22 protein-coding genes are annotated in these 25,569 nt (G+C 68.5%); 12 read left to right on the top strand and 10 right to left on the bottom strand.

Annotation, left to right across the window (positions count from 1 at the left end; genetic code table 11):
• On the top strand, positions 1-1,691 hold a 1,691-nt coding region (locus tag VFF97_RS02075; RefSeq protein WP_325031831.1), incomplete at its 5' end, for a penicillin acylase family protein.
• 206 nt (positions 1,692-1,897) lie between these two features.
• Here VFF97_RS02075 and VFF97_RS02070 read toward each other — a convergent pair.
• The 8 genes from VFF97_RS02070 to VFF97_RS02035 all read right to left on the bottom strand — a co-directional run bounded on the left by VFF97_RS02070 (position 1,898) and on the right by VFF97_RS02035 (position 10,637).
• Positions 1,898-2,833 carry a hypothetical protein gene (locus VFF97_RS02070; protein WP_325031830.1) on the bottom strand — a complete coding sequence of 312 codons (936 nt, stop codon included), beginning with the start codon at positions 2,831-2,833 and terminating at the stop codon, positions 1,898-1,900.
• A 318-nt stretch (positions 2,834-3,151) separates the two neighbouring features.
• The gene (gene mnhG / locus VFF97_RS02065; protein WP_325031829.1) at positions 3,152-3,553 is read right to left on the bottom strand and encodes a monovalent cation/H(+) antiporter subunit G; all 402 of its coding nucleotides are present in this window, start codon (positions 3,551-3,553) and stop codon (positions 3,152-3,154) included.
• Positions 3,550-3,819, bottom strand: coding sequence for a monovalent cation/H+ antiporter complex subunit F (locus VFF97_RS02060; protein WP_325031828.1), 270 nt, complete (start codon positions 3,817-3,819; stop codon positions 3,550-3,552). Before VFF97_RS02060 ends, mnhG begins: the two co-directional genes overlap by 4 nt.
• The gene (locus VFF97_RS02055; RefSeq protein ID WP_325031832.1) at positions 3,816-4,400 is read right to left on the bottom strand and encodes a Na+/H+ antiporter subunit E; all 585 of its coding nucleotides are present in this window, start codon (positions 4,398-4,400) and stop codon (positions 3,816-3,818) included. Before VFF97_RS02055 ends, VFF97_RS02060 begins: the two co-directional genes overlap by 4 nt.
• A 5-nt stretch (positions 4,401-4,405) precedes the next feature.
• On the bottom strand, positions 4,406-5,962 hold the full coding sequence (locus VFF97_RS02050; protein WP_325031827.1) for a Na+/H+ antiporter subunit D: 1,557 nt from the start codon (positions 5,960-5,962) through the stop codon (positions 4,406-4,408).
• Positions 5,959-6,501: a Na(+)/H(+) antiporter subunit C gene (locus tag VFF97_RS02045; protein ID WP_325031826.1), complete on the bottom strand. Its 543-nt coding sequence runs from the start codon at positions 6,499-6,501 to the stop codon at positions 5,959-5,961. Before VFF97_RS02045 ends, VFF97_RS02050 begins: the two co-directional genes overlap by 4 nt.
• A complete protein-coding gene (locus VFF97_RS02040) occupies positions 6,498-9,425 on the bottom strand; it encodes a Na+/H+ antiporter subunit A (protein WP_325031825.1) in 2,928 nt (975 codons plus the stop codon). The genes VFF97_RS02045 and VFF97_RS02040 overlap by 4 nt, the downstream gene beginning before the upstream one ends.
• Before the next feature lie 147 nt (positions 9,426-9,572).
• Positions 9,573-10,637, bottom strand: a complete 1,065-nt coding sequence (locus VFF97_RS02035) for a LacI family DNA-binding transcriptional regulator (RefSeq protein WP_325031824.1) — start codon at positions 10,635-10,637, stop codon at positions 9,573-9,575.
• A 61-nt stretch (positions 10,638-10,698) separates the two neighbouring features.
• On the opposite strand from VFF97_RS02035, the gene VFF97_RS02030 reads away from it, so the two are divergent.
• From VFF97_RS02030 to VFF97_RS02005, 6 genes are all read left to right on the top strand, one after another.
• Positions 10,699-11,928 carry an MFS transporter gene (locus tag VFF97_RS02030; RefSeq protein WP_325031823.1) on the top strand — a complete coding sequence of 410 codons (1,230 nt, stop codon included), beginning with the start codon at positions 10,699-10,701 and terminating at the stop codon, positions 11,926-11,928.
• A gap of 152 nt (positions 11,929-12,080) precedes the next feature.
• Positions 12,081-12,818, top strand: a complete 738-nt coding sequence (locus tag VFF97_RS02025; RefSeq protein WP_325031822.1) for an alpha/beta hydrolase — start codon at positions 12,081-12,083, stop codon at positions 12,816-12,818.
• 45 nt (positions 12,819-12,863) lie between these two features.
• Positions 12,864-13,559, top strand: a complete 696-nt coding sequence (gene nucS / locus VFF97_RS02020; RefSeq protein ID WP_325031821.1) for an endonuclease NucS — start codon at positions 12,864-12,866, stop codon at positions 13,557-13,559.
• A 128-nt stretch (positions 13,560-13,687) separates the two neighbouring features.
• Positions 13,688-14,371: an HAD hydrolase-like protein gene (locus tag VFF97_RS02015; RefSeq protein ID WP_325031820.1), complete on the top strand. Its 684-nt coding sequence runs from the start codon at positions 13,688-13,690 to the stop codon at positions 14,369-14,371.
• Positions 14,364-15,629 (top strand): hypothetical protein, encoded by a 1,266-nt coding sequence (locus tag VFF97_RS02010; RefSeq protein ID WP_325031819.1) that lies wholly within the window; start codon positions 14,364-14,366, stop codon positions 15,627-15,629. The genes VFF97_RS02015 and VFF97_RS02010 overlap by 8 nt, the downstream gene beginning before the upstream one ends.
• Before the next feature lie 60 nt (positions 15,630-15,689).
• Complete coding sequence (locus tag VFF97_RS02005) at positions 15,690-17,762, top strand: DUF2156 domain-containing protein (protein WP_325031818.1); 2,073 nt, start codon at positions 15,690-15,692, stop codon at positions 17,760-17,762.
• Between the two features lie 95 nt (positions 17,763-17,857).
• Here the strand turns inward: VFF97_RS02005 and VFF97_RS02000 are convergent, their stop codons facing one another.
• Positions 17,858-18,064, bottom strand: a complete 207-nt coding sequence (locus tag VFF97_RS02000) for a cold-shock protein (protein WP_179487317.1) — start codon at positions 18,062-18,064, stop codon at positions 17,858-17,860.
• Between the two features lie 336 nt (positions 18,065-18,400).
• Between VFF97_RS02000 and VFF97_RS01995 the strand changes: the two genes are divergently transcribed.
• Both VFF97_RS01995 and VFF97_RS01990 read left to right on the top strand, forming a co-directional pair.
• Positions 18,401-19,039, top strand: a complete 639-nt coding sequence (locus tag VFF97_RS01995; RefSeq protein WP_325031817.1) for a GntR family transcriptional regulator — start codon at positions 18,401-18,403, stop codon at positions 19,037-19,039.
• A gap of 40 nt (positions 19,040-19,079) precedes the next feature.
• Positions 19,080-19,571, top strand: coding sequence for a GNAT family N-acetyltransferase (locus VFF97_RS01990; RefSeq protein WP_325031816.1), 492 nt, complete (start codon positions 19,080-19,082; stop codon positions 19,569-19,571).
• A 156-nt stretch (positions 19,572-19,727) separates the two neighbouring features.
• Here the strand turns inward: VFF97_RS01990 and VFF97_RS01985 are convergent, their stop codons facing one another.
• Positions 19,728-20,369, bottom strand: coding sequence for a class I SAM-dependent methyltransferase (locus VFF97_RS01985; protein ID WP_325031815.1), 642 nt, complete (start codon positions 20,367-20,369; stop codon positions 19,728-19,730).
• 285 nt (positions 20,370-20,654) lie between these two features.
• Here VFF97_RS01985 and VFF97_RS01980 point away from each other — a divergent pair, with 285 nt between their 5' ends.
• From VFF97_RS01980 to VFF97_RS01970, 3 genes are all read left to right on the top strand, one after another.
• On the top strand, positions 20,655-23,003 hold the full coding sequence (locus VFF97_RS01980; protein WP_325031814.1) for a DUF262 domain-containing protein: 2,349 nt from the start codon (positions 20,655-20,657) through the stop codon (positions 23,001-23,003).
• A 177-nt stretch (positions 23,004-23,180) separates the two neighbouring features.
• A complete protein-coding gene (locus VFF97_RS01975) occupies positions 23,181-24,332 on the top strand; it encodes an ATP/GTP-binding protein (protein ID WP_325031813.1) in 1,152 nt (383 codons plus the stop codon).
• Between the two features lie 560 nt (positions 24,333-24,892).
• Complete coding sequence (locus VFF97_RS01970) at positions 24,893-25,552, top strand: CFI-box-CTERM domain-containing protein (RefSeq protein ID WP_325031812.1); 660 nt, start codon at positions 24,893-24,895, stop codon at positions 25,550-25,552.
• The last annotated feature ends 17 nt before the right edge of the window (positions 25,553-25,569 follow it).

Raw genomic sequence — 25,569 nt, 5'->3', positions numbered from 1 at the left:
GCGACCTCACCGAGAGCGGCCTGCCGCTGCTCGCCAACGACCCGCATCTCGGCGCGTCATTGCCGAGCGTGTGGCACCAGGTCGGCCTGCGCTGCGCGGAGCTCACCGACGAGTGCCCCTTCGACGTCGCGGGCTTCGGGTTCTCGGGCGTTCCGGGCGTCATCATCGGCCACAACGATCGGGTCGCGTGGGGCTTCACGAACCTCACGACCGACGTGACCGACCTCTACCTCGAGAAGGTCGAGGGCGACCAGTACTGGCGCGACGGCGCGCTCGTTCCGCTCGAGGAGCGCACCGAGACGATCCGGGTCGCAGGCGGCGAAGACGTCGAACTCACGATCCGGAGCACCGCCAACGGGCCCATCGTGTCGGGCCTCACCGACGACTTCACCGCGGTGGCCGACGACCCGTTCGTCGGCACGAACGGCGTGATCACCGAGCCCGCCAACCCGCCCGCCGGCGAGTACGCGGTGAGCCTCAAATGGACGGCGCTGGAACCGGGCACGACGGCATCCGCCATCTTCACGATGAACCGCGCGCGGAACTTCTCGGACTTCCGCCTGGCCGCGTCGCACTTCGATGTGCCGGCCCAGAACCTCGTCTACGCCGACGTCGACGGCAACATCGGATACCAGACGCCGGGCAAGCTTCCGATGCGAGGCGCCGGCGACGGATCGATGCCCCAGCCCGGTTGGGATTCGGCGTACGACTGGCAGGGTTTCATCCCGTTCGAGGAGCTCCCGGTCGTCTACAACCCCGATGAGGGCTTCATCGTCACGGCGAACAACGCGATCGTGCCCGACGAGTATCCGCATTTCCTCACGCGGGACTGGGACCACGGATTCCGCGCCGCCCGCATCACCGAGATGATCAAGCGCCGCGCCGCCAACGGCGAGCTGACCGCCGCCGACATGCAGGCGATCCAGGCCGACGACGACTTCTACATGGGCAAGCGCCTGACCGCCGAGTTCATGGAGCTCGACACGGGCGACGAGAAGACGGATGCCGCGCTGCAGCTCCTCCGCGAGTGGGACGCGCAGAACGAGCCCGACTCCGCCGCCGCGGCCTACGCGAACGTGCTGTGGGACGAGCTCGTGCAGAGTCTGTTCGTGCGCGGACGCGAGAACCCCGCGCCGATGACCGACCAGAGCCGCCTGTTCGTCGTCGTCGACAACCTCCTCGCCGACGAGACGTCCGAATGGTGGACGAACGCGTCGCTGCGCGTGTCCAGTCAGGACGAGATGCTCCGGCACGTAGCCGAGGCCGCGTACGAGCGGCTCGTCGAGCTGCAGGGCGACAACCCCGCGAAGTGGAACTGGGGCGCGCTGCACGCGCTCACGCTGCGCAACGACACGTTCGGATCGTCCGGCATCGCGCCGATCGAGTGGCTGTTCAACCGCGGACCCTTCCCGGTGGGCGGCGGCTCATCCGTGCCGAATGCCACCGGCTGGGTGATCGGTGAGGGCTTCGAGACCGTCACGGTGCCGTCGATGCGCATGATCGTGGACCTGTCCGACCTCGACGCGTCGAGCTGGAACCACCTGACCGGCACCAGCGGACACGCGTTCCACCCGAACTACATCGACCAGACCGAGACGTGGCAGAAGGCCGAGACGACCCCGTGGGCGTACTCGCCCGAGGCCGTCGACGCCGCGGCGACCAACACGCTCACGCTCCTGCCGGGGCGCTGACACAGGGACTCGACCTCCCGCCGAGATTGCGCTTGAACACGGTCACCAGCCCCCCACCGACCGCAGTTCGCGCAGTCTCGGCGGGACCCCCTTCTCGCTGCCCTCAACCGCCCAGCCCCCAGCCCCCAGCCCCCAGCCCCGCCGAGATTGCACGAATTACCGTTGCCGGCGCCCCCACGCGGCACTTCGTGCAATCTCGACGGGGTTCAAGGGCGGTTGCGGAGAGCTCGGCGAACACGTGCGGCGAACGCCGGGAGGCCGTCGGGTGAGAGCTCGGCCGCGCCGGCGAGCATCACGCGGTAGCCGGCGTCCTGGAACAGCTGCACCCTGGTGAGGTCGTCGCGCCATGTGCGCGGATCCACGCGGTGCACATCGCCGAGGTACTCGATCAGCAGGCGGGCGTCGACGTACGCGAGATCCGGATGCCGCTCACCCGCCGCTGTCTGGATCGTCGGCTGCACGTCGGGCTCCGGCAAGCGCGCGGCGCGAAGCCCCAGGCGCATGAACGTCTCGGGTGGAGAGTCGACCGGTGAGCGGATGCGCATCAGCGCCCAGTCGAGAGCGACGGCGCCCCGGCGCGAGCCGTGTTTCTCGACGGCATCCGTGAGGTCATCGAGCGAGGCAAGCGCGGTCTCCCGGCCGAACCGCGTACGTCGCCCGGAGACGAGGAAGTCGCCGACCGCGACCAACCACTCACGCGTGAGGCGACCGCCCTTCGCCGCGCTCATCGTCGCGAGTGAGACCCAGGTGTCGGCCGGCGTCGTCACGGGCAGGCCGTGCATCAGGTCCGCGCCGGTGGGCTCACCGTCACGCGTCCACGCGATCACGCCGGGCCTGCGCACGGGGGCACGGTTCGGAGTCAGAACGTGCAGCGCGTCATCGAGCCACACAGGCAGCGGCATCCGCCACAGCCTCGCCGCGGTCGCATGGCTGAAGAGCGCGTCGCTCGGCAGGACCACCCGCAGGTCACGGCACCTGTCGACGAGCGGATCACCCGTGCGTCCGGAGGTGCCCGCGACTCGGACCCCGTGAAACGGCCGCTCGAACGCGGCGCGGCGCATCGCGGCATCCGTCAACCCGACGCGCCGGCCCTCGGCGACGGTGAACGCAACGCCGTCCATCCATGGGGGAAGCAGAAGCATCGCTCGATGCTCGCTCCCGCGCCGGCGTCCCTTCGTCGGTGCGCTCCACGCTGCGAGCTCTCGCCTGCGGCTCGCCCTTGGGGAGGAGCCCTCCGCCTCCGGCACGAGATTGCGCAAACGACCATCCCATGGCGCTCTCAGCCGTCGTTCGCGCAATCTCGGCGGGGTCTGGTGGGACGGGCGCGCTCGCGCCACAGCGTGAGGAGCGCCGCGTCGCTATCCCAGGCGAGATTGCGCGAATCACCACCGGATGCCGCGCACCTGCGCCATTCGTGCAATCTCGGCGCCCCGCGGGCCCGGCCCGGGCGGGCGCGCGGCTCAGCCGCCCGCGGCGGGCGGGGTCTGCCGGGATTCGGCGAGCTCGTCGACGAGGAGCGAACGCTCGTCGAGCGAACCGTTGCGGTAGGCCTGCCGGCCCACCATGTGCGCCGAAAGCGGCGCGGTCGCGAGCTGCATGAGGACGATCGGCACGAGGAAGGCGACCGTCTCCCACGAACGGAGCGACAGCGCGATCGCGAGGCAGATGAGGATGAGTCCCAGCACCTGCGGCTTCGTTGCGGCGTGAAGGCGGGTCGCGACGTCACGGAACCGCAGGACGCCGATGGCGGCCGTGAGGCACAGGAGCGCCCCGCCGAGGATCAGGATGATCGCGATGAGGTCGATCCAGGCATCCGGTGCCGTCGTCGTGTCGACGGCTGCAGAGGTGAGCACCGCGTTCATTGCTCGGTCGTGTCCCTTCTCGCGACGAACCGCGCGATCGAGATCGAGCCGAACACGCCGACCGCCGCGATGATCAGCAGCACCGGGAGCGTTCGCGTGTGGTGGTTGATGGCCATCTCGGCGCCGAGCACGCACATCAACTCGGTGAGCAGGACGTCGGAGGCCACGGCCCGGTCGAGGATCGACGGACCGACGACGATGCGCCACAGCGTGAGCAGCGCCGCGGCCGCGAACACGACGTAGACGACGATCAGGAGGACGCTCATGCGGGCTTCGCCTCCGTCGGGTTGGCGCGAAGCTTCTCGAACTGCGCACGGGAGCCGACCGCGCGCACGATGCGCTCCTCCCAGCGCTGCACGCCGGCGCGCTGCGCCTCCACATCGGCCTTCGTGCGGACCCCGATCACGTGGAGGTAGAGGATCCGCCGATCGCGGTCAGCTTCGACGACGAGCGAGCCCGGGATGAGCGACGCGGTGACGCCGGTGTGGGTCATGATCAGGTCGTCGTCGGTGCGCATCGGAACCGCGATGATCGCCGTTCCCGGATGACGCCGCGGGTCGATCACGAGCCACGAGACCGACAGGGCGCCGCGTACGACCGCCGCGAGGAACGTCGCGACGAACACGAGGCCGTACCAGATGTTGACGCGTCCCGACAGCTCGACGGGCGGGAGGCGGAACACACGCGTGACGAAGAGCGCCGCGATGAGTCCGGTCGTGAACGAGACGACCGTGATCTGCCCCCACAGCAGCATCCACAGCGCGATGAGCCACAGGAAGAACGGCAGCTGCCGCCACACCTGGGCGAGCAGCGCCTTCCCGCGGACGGGAGTCGCGGCATCCGGCATCGTCGTCATGGCTGCGCGTCCTCCTCCACCTGGACGAGCGAGATGGGTTCGAGCAGAGCCGCGCCGATACGGGCGCACACGTCGTACAGCGGACCGGCGAACACCGTCAGTGCGACCGTCGCGGCGACCATGCCCGCGGTCGCCGCGGTCATGATGCGGGGGATCACCCGGCGCTCGGTCTGGATGCCGGCGGCCGGCGCCGAGCCGAGGTACTCGATGCGGGCCTCGGTCTCGGCCGAGTCGTCCTCCTCGCGCCAGAACGAGAGGTTCCACGCGCGCATGAGCGCGTACAGCGTGAGCAGGCTCGTGACGATGCCCGCGACGATGAGCACCATCATGAGCGGCGTGCCGACCTCGACGGCGGCGTCGAACAGGGCGAACTTGCCGATGAACCCCGAGAACGGGGGCAGTCCGCCGAGGTTGATCGCCGGGATGAAGTAGAGCACCGCGATCACCGGTGCCGCGCGCATGAGGCCCTTCACGCGCAGGATCGACGTGCTGCCCGCGCGGCGCTCCACGAGTCCGACCGCGAGGAACAGCGTCGTCTGCACCACGATGTGGTGGACCATGTAATAGATCGTCGCGCCGATCGCATCCGGTGTCGCTATCGCGAGCCCGAAGATCATGTAGCCGATGTGGCTCACGAGCGTGAACGACAGGATCCGCTTCAGCTCCGCCTGCGCGACGGCGCCGAGCACGCCGACGATCATCGTGAGCAGCGCCGCGATCAGCAGCACCGTGTTGACGTCGTTGTAGAGGAAGAGCTGCGTCTCGGTGCGGATGATCGCGTAGACGCCGACCTTCGTCAGCAAGCCCGCGAACACCGCGGTGACCGGGGCGGGCGCGGTCGGGTAGGAGTCGGGCAGCCAGAACGACAGCGGGAAGACGGCGGCCTTGATGCTGAACGCGAGCAGCAGCATGAGGTGCAGCACGAGCTGCGTCTCCTGCGGAAGCTCGCCGATGCGCTGCGACAACTGCACCATGTTCACCGTGCCCAGCGCGCCGTAGATCATCGCGATGGCGGAGAGGAACAGCACCGACGAGACGAGCGAGACCACGATGTAGACGACGCCGGTGCGGATGCGGGACTCGGTGCCTCCGAGCGTGATGAGCACGTACGACGCGACGAGCAGGATCTCGAACCCGACGTAGAGGTTGAAGAGGTCGCCTGCGATGAACGCGTTGAAGATGCCCGCCGACAGGATGAGGTACGACGGGTGGAAGATCGAGACCGGCGTCTCGTCGTCGCCGTCGGCGGCGCCCTGGCCGACCGAGAAGAGCAGGACCGCGAGCAGCACGATGCTCGAGACGACGACGAGCAGGGCGGCGAGCCGGTCGACGTAGAGCACGATGCCGAACGGGATCGGCCAGCCGCCGACCGACACCGCGATCGGCTGGTTGCCCGCGTCGACCGCGTACAGCAGCACGGCCGCGATCGCGCACACGAGGGTGAGCGTCACGATCGAGACGCCGACCTGCGTGCGGCGGTGACGGCCGGCGATAAGCGCCGTCGCCGCGCCGAGGAGCGGAAGCGTGACGAGCAGGGGGACGAGGGCGCTCACTCGTCATCACCCCCCTTCGGAGGGTTCGGCTTCGCGGGCTTGTCGACCGGTGCGTCATCGCGGATGCCCGAGACATCGCGGCTCTGCAGCACGACGATCGGCGAGGTCTCGACCCCGACGAAGTCGGTCGTCGCGTCGTCGTCGGCGTCTTCGATCTCGGTCTCGTCGTCCATCGCCTCTTCGGCACCGCGTCCGCGCACGGCGACGTCTTCGGCATCGTCCTCGACGGTGTCGGCCTGGCCGAGCTGCCATGAGCGGTAGATCAACGCGAGGAGGAACGCCGAGACCGCGAAGGTGATGACGATGGCCGTGAGGGTGAGCGCCTGCGGAAGCGGATCGGTCATCTCGTCGGTGGAGCCCGACCCGAAGAACGGGGCGATCCCCGGCTGACCGGCGACGATCAGCAGCAGCAGGTTGGTCGCGTTGCCGAGCAGGAGGAAGCCGATCAGGACTCGCGTGAGGCTCCGCTCGAGCATCGCGTAGACGCCGCACGCGAAGAGCACCGCCATGATGATGATGAGGACGAACGACACGCTCATGCGACGACCTCCGTCGAGCGTGTCTCGCCGGCCTGCCTGTCGACCTCGGCGCCGAGACTGCGGAGCACGTCGAGCACGAGCCCGATGACCACGAGGTAGACGCCGATGTCGAAGATCGTCGATGTGACGAACTCGAGGTGCCCGAGCACGGGCAGCTCGATCTCGAAGAACGCGCTCGTGAGCGGCGCCGCGCCGAAGAACACCGGCACGATCGCGCAGGCGACGGCGATCGTCATGCCCGCACCGAGCAGACGGCCGGCGTCGGTGGGTGCCGCGGCGCCCAGCTCGTAGCGTCCGCCCGCGATGTACCTCATGACGAGGGCCATGCCCGCGATGAGCCCGCCCGCGAAGCCGCCGCCGGGGAGGTTGTGCCCCGCGAACAGCACGTACAGCGACACGACGATGATCGTGTGGAAGAGGATCCGCACGATGACCTCGAGCATGAGCGAGCGGTTCTCGGGTCTCACGCGCTGACCGCCGACGAGCCACGCCATGCGGCCGCTGCCGCGCACGTCGCCGCGCTGCTGGAGCCCGTCGGAGGTCTCGACGAGCGGACGGAACGAGCGCGCCGCCACCTTCGGCAGGGGCGCGGTGAACGACAGGGTGTCGGCCCGGTGCGTGACGAACACGAGCGAGGCGACGCCGGTCGCCGCGAGGATCAGCACCGACAGCTCGCCCATCGTGTCCCAGCCGCGCAGGTCGACGAGTGCGACGTTGACGACGTTGCGCCCGTGGCCCAGCTCGTACGCGAGCTCGGGGAACGCCTCCGAGATCGGCTCCGCCACTCGCGACGCCGTTGCCACGATCGCGACGACCGCCATCATGGCGCCGACCATCGCACCGAGCACGGCTCGTGCGATCGGCGCGACGGACGCGTTGTGCTCGCCCAACCGCGAGGGCAGTCGCCGCAGCACGAGGGCGAAGGCGACGAGCGTCACCGTCTCGACGAGGATCTGTGTGAGTGCGAGGTCGGGCGCGCCGCTCGTCGCGAACAGCACGACCATCCCCATGCCCGTGACCGACACGAGCACGACGCCCGTGTAGCGCTTGCGCGCACGCACCGCGATGAGCCCCGCCGTGATCATGACCGGCGCGACCGCGAGCTGAACGGGTGTCTGATACGCGTCGAGCGCCGCGCGCCAGTCATGACCGGCGAAGAGCGCGGTGCCCTCGGCCGCGATGAACACGACGAAGATCGTGCCGACGTAGACGGGCAGCGACCCGCGCTGCGTGAGGCTCGTCGTGACGACCGACGCGCGCGCGATCGCCCGCAGGACGAGGTTGTACACGTCGGGGGCGGTGAACGGCAGCATCCGCTTCGTCCATCCGGTCGCGACCGTGAGCCAGAAGACGCCCGCGCCGACGACGAGTGTCGCGAGCGAGATCCAGAGGGCGGGCTCGAGCCCGTGCCACAGGGCGAGGTGGGCCGGATGCTCCGGCACCGCGACGCCCGTCGAAGACTCGGGTGCCGTGTCGGCGTACGGCGCGAGCACCTCGTCGACGAAGGTGACGGCGAGGCCGGCGACGACTCCGAACGACGACAGCACGACCGGAGCGGCGAGGAACCCTATGGGCGGGTCGGGCCACTCCGTCTCGGGGAGCGGGTTTCCTGCGGCGTCCTTCTTGGTCCAGAACGCGCCCCACAGGAAGCGGATGCCGTAGGCCGCGGTCAGCGCGGAGCCGAGGGCGATGCCCGCGACGGCGACGAGACCCCACACCGCGCCGTTCTCCGCCTCGTAGAGCAGCGACGCGAGCGCGCCCTCCTTCGCGACGAAGCCGATGGTGGGGATGATGCCCGCCATCGACGCGATCGCGAGGAACGAGAACGTCGCCATGACGGGCGCTTGGCGTCCGACCCCGCTGAGCTCGCCGATGTCGCGCGTGGACAACTGTCGGTCGATCACGCCGACGACGAGGAACAGCGCTGACTTGAACAGGGCATGGGCGATGAGCAGGGCGAGACCTGCGAGGGCGACATCACGGATGCCGTAGCCGAGCACCACCGTGAGCAGACCGAGCTGGCTGACCGTGCCGAACGCGAGGATGCGCTTGAGGTCGGCCTCGCGGAGCGCCTGGATGCCGCCGAGCAGCATCGTGAAGATGCCGAGCGAGATGACCACCGGCCTCCACACCGGCGAGGCTGCGAACACGGGCGCGAAGCGCGCGATGAGGTAGATGCCCGCCTTCACCATTGCCGCGGCGTGCAGGTAGGCGCTCACGGGAGTGGGCGCCGCCATGGCGCCGGGCAGCCAGAAGTGGAACGGGAAGATCGCGGACTTGCTCAGCGCGCCGACGAGGATGAGCACGAGCGCGGCGTCGACCACGGGACCGGTCGGCGCCTCGGCGAGGATCGTCGAGAGGCTCGACGTGCCGGCGTCGACCACGAGCAGCACGACGCCGATCAGCATGACGAGGCCGCCGAGCGTCGTCACGAGGAGCGCTTGGAGTGCCGCTCGTCGACTGGCGGCGCGTCGGTTGTAGTAGCCGATGAGCAGATACGACAGGACGCTCGTGACCTCCCAGAACATCACGAGCACGACGAGGTCGTCGGTGAGCACGAGCCCGTACATCGCGCCGGCGAACGCGAGGAGCACGGCGGAGAACTGCCCGAGGTTCTCGGTCTTGTCGCGGAAGTACCAGCGGCAGTAGAGCATCACGAGCGCGCCGACGCCCGTCACGATGAGGGCCATCACCCAGCCGAGGGTGTCCATCCGCATCGAGAGCTCGATGCCGAGCGGCCGGATCCAGCGATATGCCTCGAACGGAATGTCGCCCGCCAGGACCGCCGGCGTCAGGGCCGCGGCGTGCACGAACGCGGCTGCCGGGACGAGCGCCGACACGAAGAAGGCGCGAGCGCCGATGCGTGCGACCAGCCACGGCATCGCGAGGGGGAGAAGTGCGAACGCCGCGAGGAAGGCCAGCATCTAGGCCTCCTCGTGAGACATCGCGGCGCGACCGGAGTGAGCTGCGCGGGGCGGTCGGGGTGTCTCGAACATTCTACTGGGACGTCGAAACGCCCGATGACTGGGGAGGAGCGGATGGAAGGCGAAATCGCCGACTTCCGCCCCTCGTCAGTCCCCCCGTGCCGGCCCCGTGGTGTTGCCTTCGCGGAACTCGCACGTGAACCGGATCGACGCGGCGGCCTCGCCGCTGATCATCGCGGCGACGGCCGCACCCGCCGCCCGTCCCTTGTCTGTGGCGGGCTGCACGAGGGTCGTGAGCTCGTACGGCGCGAGCCCGTCGACGACGATTCCATCGAAGCCCGTGACGCTCACGTCCTCCGGGATGCGCAGTCCCGCCTCCCCCGCCGCCCGGACCACGCCCGCGGCGAGCAGGTCGCTCTGCGCGATGACGGCCGTGGGCCGGGTCGCGGGATCGGCGAACAGCTCGCGGCCGGCAGCCAGCCCCTCGTCGATGAAGCTGCCCGCGGCGGCGAAGGCCGGGGCATCCGGATACACGTCGCGAACACCCGCCAGCCGGTCGCGTGTGACCTCGATCGTGATGTCCTCCTCGTCGTCGGACGTGAGCCGTCCTCGGGCCCAGCCCGACCGCGGCGCGAGCGTCACGGTCGCGACGCGCGTGTGCCCGAGCATCCGCAGATGGCTCGCCGCCTGCCGCTGCGCCTCACGATTGTCGAGCTCGATGCGCGGGATGCCCTCGCCCGCGTCTCCCTCGACGACCACCACCGGGATGCCCCGCGCGCGGACGACGTCGAGCGACTCGCGCAGCAGTCCGCTGCATCCGATGAGCACCGCGGCGTCGATCGGCGCGGTCGTGAGCGACGGCGCGGCGCCTTCCCTGCTCCACGAATCGCGGTCGCGCAGCAGGAGCAGCCCCGCGCCGATCGGAGCGACAGCATCGGCGAGGCCGTCCATCATGAGCGTCTTGACGGGGTCGAGGAACGCGGTGCCGAGATGCTCCTCGAACACCACCCCGACGATGCCCGAGCGTCCGAGTCGCAGCGACGCGGCCCGCGGGTCGGGTCCGGTGTAGCCGAGGGCGGATGCCGCGGCCAGCACGCGCTTGCGCGTGGCATCCGACACCGGGGTCTTGCCGCTGAACACGACCGAGGCCGTCGACGGCGAGACCCCTGCCTCGCGCGCGACGTCGGCGATCGTTGCCCGGCGCGTACTCATCTTCCGTCGATCGTACTCTGCCCGGTGCATCCGGATCGAATCGATTCGGTAGACTCCACGCATGGAGTCGACGCTCACCCGGTCGCAGCTCGTCCGCTGGCGCACCGCGATCTTCGCGATCTTCCTGGCGAGCGGTCTGAGCATCGCCACCTGGGCGGCGCGTGTGCCCGCGATCAAAGACGCGGTCGGCGTCGACCGCACGCAGCTCGGCCTCATGCTCTTCATCGGCGGCGTCGCGTCGATCGTAGGCCTCTCGGTGAGTTCCGTCGTGCTCGCGCGCTGGGGAGCGCGGCGCGGAATGCTCGTGATGATGATCGTCTTCGCCGCGGGCGTCGCGATCATCGGCCTCGGCTCCGACGCACTGCACTCCGCGCCCGTGGTCGTGCTCGGACTGGTCCTGTGGGGATTCGGCAACGGATGCCTCGACGTCATGATGAACGTCGAAGGGGCCGCGATCGAGAAGCACGTCGGCAAGACGATCCTCCCGCTGTTCCACGCGTTCTTCAGCTTCGGCACCGTGATCGGCGCGGGCTTCGGCGTACTCGCGATCGCGTGGGGCGCCAACGTTCTCACGCACCTCGCGATCGTCGCGGTGCTCATCGTCGTCGTGGCGATCGTCAGCATCGCGAACGTCCCGGCCCGGGAGGCCACGATGGACCCCGAGACCCCGGCCGAGAGGGCGGGTTGGCGCGAGCGTCTGCGCGTCGCCCTGTCGGCCTGGAAGGAACCGCGCACGTACGCGCTCGGCGTGGTGATGCTGGGCATGGCGTTCGCCGAAGGCGGCGCGAACGACTGGCTCGCGCTCGGCGTCGTCGAGGGCCACGGCGCCGACGAAGCGCTCGGGGCGGCCGCCCTCGCGGTCTTCTCCGTGTGCATGACCGTCGTGCGCGTGTTCGGCGGACCGCTCGTCGACCGCTTCGGTCGCGTCGCGACGCTGCGCGTGCTCGCCGTCACCGCCACGGTCGGACTGCTGCTGTTCATCCTCGCGCCGTCGATCCCGCTCGTGTTCGTGGGTGCGGCGCTGTGGGGCGCGGGTGTCTCGCTCGGGTTCCCGCTCGGCATGTCCGCCGCGGCCGACGAACCCGCGAAGGCCGCCGCGCGCGTGAGCGCCGCAGCCACGATCGGCTACGTCGCGTTCCTCGCGGGTCCTCCCGCGCTGGGCTTCATCAGCGAGCAGATCGGTCTGCTGAACACGCTCTACATCATCGTGGCACTCATCGTGGCATCCGGTCTCGCCTCTCCCGCGGCGAAGCCGCTGCCCGGTTCGAAGGTCGGCGCAGGGCACCACTGAACCTGCCTCTGCTACCGTGCTCTGAGCCGTGCAGCAGCGTGAGGAGGTGGTACCCGTGAACGAATCGACGTGGGTGCTCCTCGCAGGAGCCACGGTCGGGCGGTAGGTCGTCCGGGAGCGCCATCTCTCAACCGCTCCCGAAAGGCACGACCGTGCACTTCACCTCTGAACGCCGCAACGGCGACCTCATCGAACGCCAGTTCGTCCTGGGCGAGATCCCCGGCATGCTGTGGACTCCCGCCCGCGCCGCCTCGCCTGTTCCCCTCATCCTCCTCGGCCATCCGGGCGGGCTGAACCGGATGCTGCCGCGACTCGCCGCCCGCGCCGAGCCCGCCGCGGCACAGGGCTTCGCGTCCGTCGCCATCGAGCTTCCCGGCGCCGGCGACCGACCCGCTTCCGCCTCCGCCGCGGATGCGCGCGCCGCCCTGCAGCGGGCGATCGCGGCCGGTGAGCGGCCGAGTGAGGAGGTCATCGACCGCCTCATCCTCCCGCTCGTCGAGCAGGCGGTGCCGGAGTGGCGGGCCACCATGGATGCGCTCCTCGAACTGCCCGAGATCGGAGGCCCCGTCGGCATCTCGGGCGGGGTCATCGCGATCGGGGTGCGGCTGGCTCACGTCGAACCGCGGATCGCTGCGGCCGTCCTCTTCGCGGGCAGCTACGTGCCGCGCTCCATCATCGAAGAGGCCCGGCGGGTCACGATCCCGCTGCATGTCCTCCTGCAGTGGGACGACGAGGGCAACGACCGGCAGCTCGCACTCGAGGTGTTCGACGCTTTCGGGTCGACGGAGAAGCAGCTCATCGCCAACATGGGCGGCCACACCGGGGTCCCGCACCACGCGGGGGAGAACGCGAGCGGCTTCTTCGCGCGGCACCTCGTCGGGGTGCGGTGAGTCGGACGGCGAATCCGACGCGCCGGTCGCGGGTAGGCTCGTGGCGTGCGTCTCGTCATCGCCCGCTGCTCGGTCGACTACACCGGACGCCTCACGGCGCACCTCCCGCTCGCGACGCGCCTGCTCGTGCACAAGGGCGACGGGAGCCTGCTCGTCCACTCCGACGGGGGCTCGTACAAGCCCCTGAACTGGATGTCGCCGCCGTGCACGCTGACGGTCGAAGTTCCGGATGCGGCATCCGCCGCCGAAGGCGTCATCGAGCAGTGGCGCGTGATCCACGCGAAGACGGGCGACGCACTGCTCGTGCGCATCCACGAGCTGCTGCACGACTCGTCGCACGACCTCGGGATCGACCCGGGTCTGGTCAAGGACGGCGTCGAGGCCGATCTGCAGCGGCTGCTCGCCGAGCAGGTCGACGTGATCGGCGAGGGGCTCACGCTCGTGCGGCGGGAGTTCCCGACCGCGATCGGTCCGGTCGACCTGCTGCTGCGCGATCCCGCCGGCGGGACGATCGCCGTCGAGGTCAAGCGTCGCGGAGACATCGATGGTGTCGAGCAGCTCACCCGCTATCTCGAGCTGCTCGGGCGCGACCCGCACCTCGCTCCCGTGAAGGGCGTCTTCGCGGCGCAGGAGATCAAGCCGCAGGCGAAGGTGCTCGCGACCGACCGCGGCATCCGGTGCGTCACCCTCGACTACGAGGGCATGAAGGGTATCGAGTCCGGGGCGCCCCGCCTCTTCTGAGTCCCCGCATCTCGCACCCCCCAGGGCCGAGTGCACGACTTCGCGTCGAGTGCACGACGTGCCGACGCACGCGACCCGTGCTGTGGACGGGAAGTCGTGCATCCGCCGGTGACGCCTAGGCTGGAGGCATGCCGACCCGACCTCGCTGGACCTGTGTGCTGTGGGATGTCGACGGCACGATCGTCGACGCATCCGAGGGCATTCTGCGCCGGCTCACGGTCACGCTCACGCATTTCGGCAAGCCCACCCCGACCCGCGCGGAGCTCGTGCACTGGATCGGCCCGCCCATGTACGACTCGTTCCAGGTGAACGTCGGGATGACTCCGGCGGAGGCATCCGAAGCCGTCACGTTCTATCGGACGCTCGGCGCGTCCGAGGGGTACACGGCCGGCGCGCAGCTCATCGACGGCATCGGCGAGCTCATCGCCGAGCTCGCCGCGAACGGCGTGACGCAGGCGACCGCGAGCTCCAAGCCCGAGCGACAGGTCGACGCGCTCATGGAGCACTTCGGTCTCGCGCCGTACTTCGCGACGATCGTGGGCGCGAGCGACGACGAGCGCACGCTGAGCTCGAAGTCCGAGGTCATCGGCGAAGCGCTGCGCCGGCTCGAGGAGCTCGAGGTCGACACGAGCCGCACGGTGCTCGTGGGCGACCGTCACCACGACATCGACGGCGCGGCCGACCACGACATCCCCGTCGTGTTCGTGCGCTGGGGATTCAGCTGGCCGCACGAGTCCGAGGGCGCGCAGGCCACGGTCGACACGGTCGCCGAGCTGCGCGAGATCCTGCTGGTGGCCGATGCCGATGGGTGAGATCGTCGCGGCCCTGCTCGGGTGGCTGATCCCGGCGCTCGTGGTGTTCGGCATCACGGCGATCGCCATCGCGGTGCTGGCGTGGGGCATCCGTCGCGCCCGTCGTTCGCCGCGCGCCCGGGCCGCGGCAGAAGAGGTGCGCGCCCGGGCGGGCGCAGCGCTGGTCCGGCTCGACGACGCCGTGAACGAGCTGGACCTCGAGGTCGGCCTGTCCGGCGCGCTGTACGGGGGCGACGCCCCGACGTCGCTGCGGCGAGCGCGCCTGACCGCCCAACACGTGCGGGACGAGTCGTTCGAGGAGTTCCAGGAGATCTCGAAGCCGGATGCCTCGCCCGTCGACATCCGTCGTGTGTCGTCGCGCATCGAGCGCCGCGCGGACGCCGCGATGGCGGGCATCGACCGCGCTCGCACCGACCATCGCGCGTGGATGGCCGCGAACGTCACGGCGGCGTCGCAGGTCGCCGGCGCGCAGTCCCGCCTCGAGGCGCTTCGCGCGTCGATGGGCGATCCCGCCGCGCTCGTCGCGGAGCTGTCGGACCGCTTCGCCGAAGACGAGTGGCGCGAGGCAGCGCGGGCCGCGCGCGCGGCGGTCGCAGCGGTCGAACAGTCCGAGGCGCTGCTGGCCGAGGCATCCGAGCACGCTGCCGACCCGACGCGGTCGGCGCTTCCCGATCTCGCCCGGGCCGAGCGTGCGCTGCGCACCGCCGAGACCGAGTCGCGCATCCTCGAGGAGAACCACCGCCTCGTCACGCAGGCGGCCCAGGCCCTCGCCGGCGAGTTCGCCTCGGCACGGTCGGCGCTGCGGCTGGCGTTCATCACGCGAGACAACCTCGAACCGCCCGACGCCGAACGGCTCGGTCGCGAGTTGAGGGCGATCGAGGAGGAGCTGACGAAGCTCGAGCCGGATGCCGCACGCCGCCCCACCCGCACGATCGACGCGATCGCCCGCCTGCGCGACCGGCTCGACCTCTCCCTCGGCGACGCCCGCACGGCTCAGCAGCGCCTGCGCGGCGCGCGCACGGCGCTCCCCGGCACGCTCGCAGCCGCGCGTGGAGCGATCGCCCAGGCCGAGGCCGCGATCGCTCACGCGCACGCCGGAGCCGACGCCCGATCGCGGCTTCTGTCGGCCCAGCGGGAGCTCGCTGCGGCGCGTCAGTCGCACGATCCGGTCGAGGCTCTCGACGCCGCGCGCCGGGCGATGCGCGACGCCGAAGACGCGAAGGCCCTCGCCGATTACGCGCGCCTGAGCCGCTCGTAAAGTCCTGCCACGGGAGCGGGGTCTCCCGCGCATCCGGCGGATCTCACCATAATGAGGGGCATGACGGATGCCTCGCCCCGTCCGAATCGCCTGGTCACCGCTCTTTCCCGGCTGCCGGCGACGCTGTCTCTCGTGGCCGCGATCGTCGTCGTCGGGGTCGTCAGCGCGGGGTTCTGGTCACCGTTCGAGGACAGTCCGGCGTACGAGGTCGTCGCATACGGACTGCCCGCGCTCGAGGCCGGACGCTGGTGGACTCCGGTCACGGGCACGTTCTTCGCGAACCAGCCGTGGGTCTACGTCTTCACGATCTCCGGCTTCGCGGGCATGGCCTACCTCGAGTGGCGGCGCGGGTGGCGCGCAGCGCTCGGCTACTTCTGGGTCGGCCAGCTGTTCGCGGTGTTCGCCGGTGCACTCGTGCTCTGGCTGCTCGCGTTCCTGCCGTGGGAGTGGGCGCAGACCGAGGCGGCGTCGCTCGATGTCGGGCCGTCGGGCGGGACGATGGCGTGCATCGCGGCGGCCGTCGGCCTCTTCGTGCAGCCGTGGCGCGTGCGGGCGTGGCTCGTGCTCCTCGCGTTCGTCTTCATCGCGATGCTCTTCTGGGGCGAGCTCGCCGACGTCGAACACCTGCTCGCCGTGCTCCTGGTGCTCGCGGTCGACCGCTCGCTGCGGGTGCAGCGCACGACGACGCGCGAACAGCGGCTCATAGCGTTCGTCTCGATGCTCGTGCTCGGCGCGATCCAGGTCATCGCGGTGCTCGTTCCGACGAATGGGCCGTTCGGTCCGACCGCGCCGGTGAGCGGCGGCTTCCTCGACGCCGCGTTCGACGGCCTCGTGATCCTTCTCGTCGCGAACGGTCTCCGGCGCGGGCGCCGCTGGGCGTGGGTCCTGTCGATCGTCCTCGCGGGCATCAACATCGCGATCGGCCTGCTCATCGCGGTGGCGATCGTGGTTTCGAGCGAGGCGCAGGTCGAGGTCGTGATCGACGGCGAGACCGAGCTCGCGCTCGCGGCCGGAATCATGTGGCTTCTGCTGCTCGCCTATCTCATCGCCGTGCGGCACGCGTTCCGCGCGGGGCGCCGATCCGAGCTCGGGCTTCGGCCGGCGCCCGACGTCGACGACGTGAAGGAGATGCTCCGCGCGCACGGCGGCGGAACCCTCTCGTGGATGACGACGTGGGAGGGCAACTCCTACGCCCGCACGACCCACGGCATCGTCGCGTACCAGCGCCGCGCGGGGATCGCTCTCGCCCTCGCCGATCCGCTCGGGCCCGCCGAGTCCCGAGCGGAGTCCGTGCAGGAGTTCATCCGCATGGCGGAGTCCGCGGGGCTCGTGCCCTGCTTCTTCAGCGCCGACGAGGCGACGCGCGATGCGGTGCCGGCGACGTGGCGCAGTCTCGTCGTCGCGGACGACACGATCGTGGACCTGCCGGGGCTCGAGTTCACCGGCAAGCGCTGGAACTCCGTGCGGTCGTCGCTCAACCGTGCGGGACGGGAGGAGATGACCTTCCGGATGACGCGGCTCGCCGACGAGCCCTGGGGCATCCAGGCGCAGCTGCGCGCGATCTCGGAGATGTGGGTGGGCGACAAGGGGCTGCCCGAGATGGGTTTCACCTTGGGGACGCTCGTCGAGGCCGAGGACCCCGAGGTGCGTCTCGCGCTGGCGATCTCGCCGCACGGAGACGTCGACGGATTCCTGTCATGGCTGCCGGTCTACGGCGAAGGCGGGATCGTCCGGGGATGGACCCTCGACCTCATGCGCCGACGCGAAGGCGGCTTCGGCCCCGTGATGGAGTTCCTCATCGGGTCATCGGCGCGCGTCTTCTCGGACGAGGGCGCCGAGATCATGTCGCTGTCGGGTGCGCCGCTCGCGCACGACTATCCGCCCGACGCAGGCATGCTCGCCACACTGAGCGACAAGCTCGCCGAGATGCTCGAGCCGGTCTACGGCTTCCGGTCGCTGCACCGCTTCAAGCAGAAGTTCCACCCGCGGTACGAGACGATGTATCTGCTCTTCCGCGACGAGAGCGACCTCACCCGCATCGGCGCGGGTCTCACCCGGGCATTCCTGCCCGACGCGACGCTGCGTCAGTTCGCCGGCGCGGGCATGGAGCTCGTCCGCGGCGGTCGCGACTGAACCGCGACCGCTGCCGCCGGATGCCGCGCGATGCGCACGGCGAAAGGCGGCGGCATCCGCTCACAAGGATCGGATGCCGCACGCCGGCCCGTCACTCAGATTGGACGGATGTTCTCTGCCTGGAGACCCTTCGGCCCCTGTGCGATCTCGAACTCGACGCGCTGGTTCTCTTCGAGAGAGCGGTAGCCGCTCGCCTGGATCGCGCTGTAGTGCGCGAAGACGTCGGCTCCTCCTTCATCGGGCGCGATGAAGCCGAATCCCTTCTCGGAGTTGAACCACTTGACGGTGCCCTGCGTGCTCATGAAATGCCGTTCTTTGCTTGCCCGCGCCTCCTGCACGAGTCCGATGCCCACGCTATCGATCGGCAGGGGTGCGCGGGAGGTGCGTGACGGATGGTGACACAAACGTTGCAAGAGCAGACGAGGGGGGAGGAACGGATGCCCCGCCGGCGCACGCGGGCCCATCGTACGCCCGGGCCGAGCGAACTCAAGGCCCGGGCGTCGACGGATCCCCCCGGATAGGCCACGCCCACGCGTGACAGCGTCACTCTACCGATATATCGGCGCAACTGCGAGTTCGGCATCGGTCTGTGGAAAGCTCGGCCCGGGGTTGCGGCATCCGTCTACACTGGTCGCGGCATGCCCGCGTCCCCCGATCCTCGCCAGAACAGCGGCACCGCCCTCGGAGATGAGGTGTACTCGGTGCTCGGTGAGGCGATCCTCGAAGGCCGCCTCGCTCCCGGTGAGCGGTTGCGCGACCACGAGCTCGCCCAGCGACTCGGCGTGTCCCGCACGCCCGTGCGCGAGGCCCTCCAGCGGCTCGAGGTGATCGGCCTCGTCGAGGTCTCGCCCAACCGCTACACCCGCGTCTCGACGCCGACGGCTCGCTCGCAGCAGTACACGCAGGAGTTCGTCACGCTCCTGATGGGCAACGCCGCACTCCTCGCACTCCCGCGGTGCGACGACGAGGCACTCGAGAGCCTGGTGGCGCAGGCCGACGAGATCGTCGAGGCTTCGCGCAGCGACGACCCGGCGCGCATCCTCGCCGCGAGCGCTCACTTCTTCCCGGCGCTCACGCACGCGACGGGCAATCCCGCCTTCGTGCGGGTCCTCCGCGAGGCGGAGTTCGCGCTGCGCCGCAACCTCGTCGGCTGGAGTCCGCCGATCGCGGACGAACCGACCCGCACCGCTCTGTACATGGAGTTCCGCGACGCGATCGCGGCGCGCGACGGAGCGGCGGCCGAGGTCGTGCTGCGGCGACTGCATCCCCTCGCCTGACGACTCTCACGCGGGGTGTCCCTCGCCTATGTTGTAGATCGTGGGCCATATCGAACTGCGCGACGTGCACGACGACGACCTCGACGCGATCTTCGAGATGATGCGCGATCCCGAGGCCGTCGCGCTGGCCGCCTTCACGGCCGCCGACCCGGACGACCGCGAGGCCTTCGACGCGTGGATGAGCCGGAATCTCTCGTCGCCCGACACCTCGGTGTTCGTCATCACCGAGAACAGCGGGTTCGCCGGCTCGATCTCCGCGTTCACGATCGAGGGCGAGCGCGAGGTCAGCTTCTGGCTTCCGCGCCTCGCGTGGGGTCGCGGCATCGCCACCGAAGCTCTGCGACAGCTCATCTCGCGCGAGCCGATCCGCCCGCTCTTCGCACGCGTCGCCGCCCACAACCACGGCTCGATCGCGGTGCTGCGGAACGCCGGTTTCGCGGAGGTCTCGCGCAACACCGCGTACGCGCCGGGCCTCGGGCGTGAGACCGAGGAGATCGTGTTCGCGCTGATGCCCGCCGTCGACGGGGTCTGACGCACGTCCGGTCGCGGGCGCGGCCCGAGATTGCACAATTCACTTTGCGTCGGCGCCTTCGGTCGTCGTTCGGGCGATCTCGACGGCGGAGGCCAATCGCAGCGACGTCGGAAAGTGACCGAGATTGCGGGTATCGCCACCGGACGCCGCGTCCGATCATCGTTCGCGCAATTTCGACAGATGCGCCGCAGAACGCCCAGGGCTTCCGCAATCGGGGGAGCCCTTCTCAACGTGCGGGTATGTACGACGCGAGGACCGACCAACCCGGACTTGGTGGACGGTCATCTCGGTTGCCGCGGCGAGTGAGGCCTCTGTGATCCGCGGATCCAGGTCATTCGTAGGTGGCGCCTTGCCGTCGGCGAAGTGCATCACGACGGCTCCCCGCTTTCCGCGTGCGGCGAGCTCCTGCAGTTCAGCCAGGGACAGGTACGAAGCTGAGCCGCCGAGCGACACAACGCTGTCGAACCGTGCCCCGCGCAGGACCCGCTCTTCCTGAGCTGCGGCCTGAGTCATGGGGTGGAGCCCGGCGACGATGGGATGCTTCGCCACGAGCGCGTTCAACATCGCCGTCGACGGATCGATGCCGACGTACCGGGCCGGGTCGATCAGTCCGCGCGTCACCGGCCAGCCAGTACCGCAGCCAATGTCGACTGTGCGCCATACTTGCTCGCCGAATATCGCCCTGATGAGAGCCGTGGTCTGGGAACATTTCCTCCAGTGCTTCCAGCCCATGGGGGTGCGCAGGTAGATGCGGGTCCGTTTGTGGAACTTCATCGACTCAACGAATGTCTGGATCACATGCGCTGCGCGTACAAAGTCAGCGGGCTCGAGTCCGGGCGTGCGAGGCGAAGCGAACGTATTCGTGCGGTGCGCTGTCGGCGTAGGTGGTGGCGAACTGCCAGTCGAGTTCCGGCTCGAGATCAAGCCACCAGTTGAGGCCTGCGCGAGTTATCACCATCGTCCCCGGGTTCCACGGCCCACGGAGTCCGTGCCCCCGCCATCCTCGACGGCGCCTCCGCCATGGAGCCGTCGGCGCGAGGGAGGTGCGTGCGATCTGTCCCCTGCTCATGGAATCCTGTCGACATGATCGACGGGATCTCCGGCGACGACGCAGCCGTCTCTGCATCCGTCGGTGAATTGGTCACCCGCCGATTGAGTCAGACCGACCGATGGAACCTCGCGCTGGTGCAGCGTGACGAAGTGTGGGATGAGCTCCGGATGCGGCACCTCCTGGATTCGCTTCTCGCCGATTATCCGATCGGCGCGATATTGCTGAGCACAGTTCGAGACCACACGCGCGAGCTCATCGTTCGACCGGACGGGTCGCGTGCGGAGTCGGATGCCGAGTCGGGATCGTGGCAAGTCCTCGACGGCCAGCAGCGGATCAATGCGATGTTCTCGATCTTCACGGACCAAGGGAACTACGGGCATTTCCTCCTCGACATGCTGATGGAGCGTCCTTCTCCCGCCCCGGCGCAGGGAAGAGGCGCCAAGGAGCGAGCCATCCCCCACATCCGTCACCTCCGCGATCCGGATCAAGAGTTGGAATCGCGGGGCCGATTTGTGGACCTTTCACGTTGGGCCGACTGGGCCGGACAGCGCAATTTCCCAACGATGCAGGTCGACGAATCGACCATAGGGGAGCTTCTCCACGGCCTCGACCCGCGCTTCGATCGAGAGGTCCCCGCCGAGGAGCGGTCGATCGCGGTTCGCAATCTCAACCGACTCATCCGCGCGTGGACCAGACGGTCGGTGCCGATACTCCGTGCCCGAATGGACACTCCCCTCGACGTTCTGGAGGTCTTCAGCAGGATCAATCTGGGCGGTGTGAATGTAGCGGGAGCAGACGTCTACTTCGCCGGCGTGAAGACCTTCTGGCGTGACGCCGAGGCCAGGCTGGACGAGGCGCTGAGAGAGGCGCCGATGCTGAGAACCCGGCTTGGCGCGCTGCGTTTCCTGTCGAGGCTGGCCAGCCGCGCAATCGGACACGGTGACGTTCTGCCGCTCACCGTCGACCGGTTGACCGGTAAGAAGGGCGACCTCCTCCACGCCGCTCTGGCAGAAATCACCGAGCCTGGCTCGGTCGTCCGGGCAAGACTGGCATCCTTCGCATCGTGGTACGCCGAGGAGTCGAGCCTCGGATACGTTCTGCACCAAGTCACACCAGACCTTTGGGATGACGTACTCGCGTGGGCGGTGGCATTTCCAGGATCCGACGCTGAGTTGTACCGCGCGAGCCTCGACGCTCTGGATGCCTATCTTCTGGGAGCGACGATGTTCCGGTACCGCTCCGTGATGGGAGACACGTTCCGGCGAATCGCGTTTCATGAGGCGCTTGATGCAGGGAGTGCCGGCTTGCATTTCCCGCTGGCAGAGATCGTCTCCGTCGTGCGTGCGAAGACACGGTTGCGAGGCTCGCGCGGGCGCGCCGTGGCCGGCACCGAGTCACAAGAAGAGTTGGCGAACCTCGCGAGCCGCAACGGATGGATCCTCACCGCGCTCGCTCAGCGAATACCGTACCGTTCCCAGCCCGACGACGACTTCGACTGGGACCACATCTTCCCGCAGGCGCAGGCTCACCGCATGTGGGCCCCCGGGCGGGGAGGTCGCCGGCGCCACCATCCCGACCGGCATCTCATCAACTCGACCGGCAACTTCTGGGCACTGAACAGCTCAGCCAACCGAAGCCTTCAGGACATCTCCGGCCGAAAGAAGTTCGATCTGCTGCTCTCGTGGTTGCAGGACGGAGAAGCGTGGCGGGTCTGGGAGCCGGACCGCTGGTCGATCAGCGCCGAGGAGATCGAGGACTTCATCCGCGTCGACGAAAAGCTCAACGGAGATCCCGCCAGCATCGATGAGGCGATGGTCATCTTCAAGGCGACTGTGATCGGGAGGTCGCGACGACTCCTCGATGAAGCGCTCGCGCGATTCCCCCTCGTGCGGACCATGGCGGACGACCCGCAGGCACCCATGCATGACCCTGGACCGAAGCAGCGTGACTACCGTGATGCGCTCGGCCTGTCCGTGGGAGACCTCACCTTGGTGACGCTGGATCGCACCGAAGCACGGGCACGCCTACGTGAGCGCGCACGCCACCTCGGGAAGTTGATCGAAGCCGACTTGCGGGTACTGGGCCTGCTTAGGCAGTCGTGGCCCTGGGAGCCGAAGGGCGGCGGCGCTAGTGAGATGGCATTCGCAGCCTTCGAACTCGTGGGTGGCAACTGCATCGAGTTGATGCTCAAATGGGACGCAACCTCAGGGGCGCGTTTCGAACTCAAGGCGTACCCGAGCAGGGGACGACCGAGCAGACCGCACCTCTATGCGGAATTCGCTGAGATCCCACTCGAATCGCAATGGACATCAGATGACCACGTCGTCGTCGATGAGTTCCTGCGCTCGGTGCGCCGACTTCAGGAGATCCACCCACGCTAGCGGCGCCGCACCGCCTCGGGGGAAGAGACATGCCCCTGCCCAGTAGCCCTAGCCGGAGCCTCCTACTCGGCCTGTCCTGCAAGATGTTGCCTACCGGGAGCTACGGTGACGGGCCGACCGGCGGGCCTCTCGGTAGCGATTGCAGGAAACGCCCGCGCGGTGCCCTACCTTGTTCTAATGCAGGCAAAGAAGTCGTCCCTCGAGCAACACATCGCAGTGTTCGGCGAGAGCGGAAGCGGGAAGACAGTACTGGTGTCGTCGTTCTACGGCGCCGCGCAGGAAGCTTCGTTCCGCAGGCAGAGCCTCTATCAGGTGGTTGCGGATGACATCGGGCAGGGGGCTCGTCTCAACCGCAACTACCTCGGCATGCGAGACATGAACGTAGCGCCGATCCAGACAATTGCGGCCGGGGCCTCGTATGCGTTCTCCATGAAGCTCAAGGAGCCAACGAATTCCAAAGCGGCGAAGGCACACCCGTTCCACGCGCTCCGGCTGGTCTGGCACGACTACCCGGGTGAGTGGTTCGAGCAGGGCGTCAGCGGCACGGAGGAAGCACAACGTCGTGTCGACACGTTCCGGTCACTGCTCGGCTCCGACGTCGCACTGCTCCTCGTCGACGCGCAGCGCCTACTCGATCACGCCGGCGAGGAGGAACGCTACCTGAAGTCGCTGTTCAGTAACTTCTCGAACGGGCTTCTCGCACTCAAAGACAAGTTGCTCGAAACAGGGGAACCGCTCGTCAGATTCCCCCGGATCTGGATCATGGCGCTCTCCAAGGCAGATCTCATGCCGGAGATCGACGCGTACAAGTTCAGGGACCTGCTGGACTTGAAGGCAGCCGACGACGTCGATGAGTTCCGAAAAGTGCTTGCCGGATTCGTCCAGGACCCGAGCGCGATGTCGGTCGCTGAGGACTACCTACTACTCTCGTCCGCCAAGTTCGAACCCGGCCGCATTGAGGTCGCCGATCGAATCGGTCTCGACCTCGTCCTCCCCGTCGCTGCAGTCCTCCCGCTGGAGCGACACGCACGTTGGGCGGAGCTCCAGAAATTCCCCGGTAAGGTCGCCGAGGCCCTCTTCGACGGAGGTGCTCGTCTCCTCGCAGCCGCGCTGGCCAATAAGTCGAGAGATGGAATTCTGGGCACGATCCTCAACGTCATCGGAAAGGATGTTGTGGAGGAGGCCGTCGAGCTGGCGGGCGACACGCTCCGAGAGGTCAACCGGACAGCGCTCGCCAAGCAAAATTACCTCACAGCCACGCTGACGCAGTTCCGAATGGATCTGAACCGGGGCGAGGAGGAACACACTCTGCTGCGGAGCATCAAATGACGTTGGAGCCCGGCTCCTACATCTGGGCAACCCGCGGCCACTCCTGGGGGTTCCGATTCGTCCGCGATGGCGGATTCCCGGACCCTCTACCGATCTACGAAGCTGCCTTCGCGGGCGTGACTGAGCAACGCGAGGTCCGCAAACGGGTCGGCGACGCACTGGTCCTCAGGTTCCCGGACCCGAAAGGCCGCCTAGACAGAGCACGGCGACCGATCCTGCATGACTTCGTGATTCAGGCACCCAGATCGGGCGAACTGCCTCCGCTCACCGACGCGGTTCGCGTCGCGTGGGAGACCGTAGCTCCGGACTACGAACGGCTGTGGGGCATGGAAGACCCGCCACGCACTCTCAGTCCTGACAACTGAGGAACCGGCGGACAATCTGCGGGCGCTACGCGGTGTGTCAGGTCGGAGCAGAAACTCTACGCGCCTTGAAACCAATGAACCGCTTCTCGGCGCCCGCTCCACGAAACATATCGCGACGAGTCCTCGCGCCGCGCCCACGCCTGTGACGGCGGAGTTCTGCGAAATTCACCGCTCCGGGAGCAGTACTGTAAGCGGATGGACTTCTATCAAGTAATGGCGGAATGCGCCACTACGGCCGGACTATTGGATCGGCTGGAAGCACTCGAACAGAAAACGCTCGACGCGTACAGCGAGGGCGACAAGCGGATGTTCCATGTCTGGGGAAACGAAGCGAAACCCGTGTGGGACCGCGTCCAACAATCGCTAGAAACTATCGGCTACTCGATGGTAGCGAGTGGCATGCGGACGATGACGCACGACGAGGTGGAGACAGTCACGCAAATGCATGAAGAACTGACGCAACGGTTCGTGCAGTACACCACACGCCTGCATGAGCTGATGATGAAGGTGAACCGTGAGAACCCCCAGTTCCTCGTACCGGAGGCGCCAAAGGCAGCTGCGGGAGGGTGCTACATCGCAACTGCCGTCTACGGGTCGTATAACGCGGCGGAGGTCATTACGCTTCGCAAGTTCAGAGATCACACGCTGCTCACAAATCCCGTGGGCAGGGTGTTCGTTCGCGTGTACTATGCGACAAGTCCTCCGCTGGCCAAGCGGCTAGCGAATTCAAAGCTGACGAATCATATGGTCCGGCGGTTGTTGGATCGTTTCGTTCGATTCCTCGAGTTGCGTCAGCGCCCTCTGCGGAGGACACACGAAACGGATGGGCACCGTACGCCGCCGGCCCGGGTTTAAGTGCAGTTCAGGAGGAA

Origin of the sequence: Microbacterium sp. (assembly GCF_035687345.1) — a bacterium.
Lineage (GTDB): Bacteria > Actinomycetota > Actinomycetes > Actinomycetales > Microbacteriaceae > Microbacterium.
The sequence above is the reverse complement of the archived record's forward strand: the minus strand, read 5'-3'. Positions and strand labels throughout refer to the sequence as shown.